Genomic DNA, 981 nt, shown 5'->3' on the forward strand with positions numbered 1-981 from the left:
CCGCCGGGAGACGCTCGTTCCCACCGGGCTCCGAGTGGCTGTATGCCCGACTCCACGTCGGCTCCGGCCTCGCCGATCGGCTCCTGCTCGAGGACGTGGCCCCCATTGTGAGAGCGCTCATCTCGTCGGGCAGCGCCGACCAATGGCACTTCCTGCGCTACTCGGACCCCGAGCACCACCTCCGGCTGAGGCTGCACGGCCCACCGGACGCACTGCTGCGGGAGGCCCTGCCGCGCCTGCACGACGCCCTGGCCCCCCTCCTCCAGGAGGGCCGTCTCAAGCGGTTTCAGCTGGACACCTATGTCCGTGAGCTGGAGCGGTACGGAGGCAGCGAGGGAATGCGCCTGGCCGAGGCGTTCTTCCACGTCGACAGCGAAGCGGTCCTCGCGACGCTGGAGTCCCTGGAGGGGCTGGACGGTGACGCGCGGTGGCAGTGCGCCCTCATGGGGATGGATCTGCTGCTCTCCGACTTCGGGTTCGACCTGGAGGCGAAGCACCGCATCGCCAGCCGGCTGCGCACCGCCTACGCCCAGGAGCACGGGGCGGGCAAGAGACTCGAGTCGCAGCTCAGCCGTCTCGCCCGTGAGCGTCGCCCCATCCTGGAGGCACTCCTGACGGGCCAGGGCTCCGGCGGGAGCGCGGTGGCCCCGGGGCTCGCCCCCTTGCTGCGCCGGTCGGAGCGCCTGGTGCCTGTTCTCTCGCGGCTCCGGGAGCTCGAGCGGAGCGGAGGCCTGTCGCAGGGGCTCGACGCGTTGGCCGCGAGCTACCTGCACCTGCACGTCAACCGGATGCTGAGGGACGCTCCGCGCGCGCACGAGTTCGTCCTCTTCGATCTCCTCGAAAGGCTCTATGCATCGTTCCTGGCGCGCGGGGTGCGCCTGGGATGATGAATGGCGTTGGCATTTGGCTTCGACTGGCGGGATTGCTGCTCGCGGTGGGCTGCGCCTCCGCGCCCGCCCCCATCACCCCACCCCTTCCCAC

General features: G+C 70.7%; 1 protein-coding gene. It reads left to right on the forward strand.

The window, feature by feature from the left end:
* The coding region (locus D7X55_RS39715; protein WP_199747352.1) for a thiopeptide-type bacteriocin biosynthesis protein at positions 1-887 on the forward strand (887 nt) is incomplete at its 5' end.
* Positions 888-981 lie beyond the last annotated feature (94 nt).

Origin of the sequence: Corallococcus sp. AB049A (assembly GCF_003668885.1) — a bacterium.
GTDB classification, from domain to species: domain Bacteria; phylum Myxococcota; class Myxococcia; order Myxococcales; family Myxococcaceae; genus Corallococcus; species Corallococcus interemptor.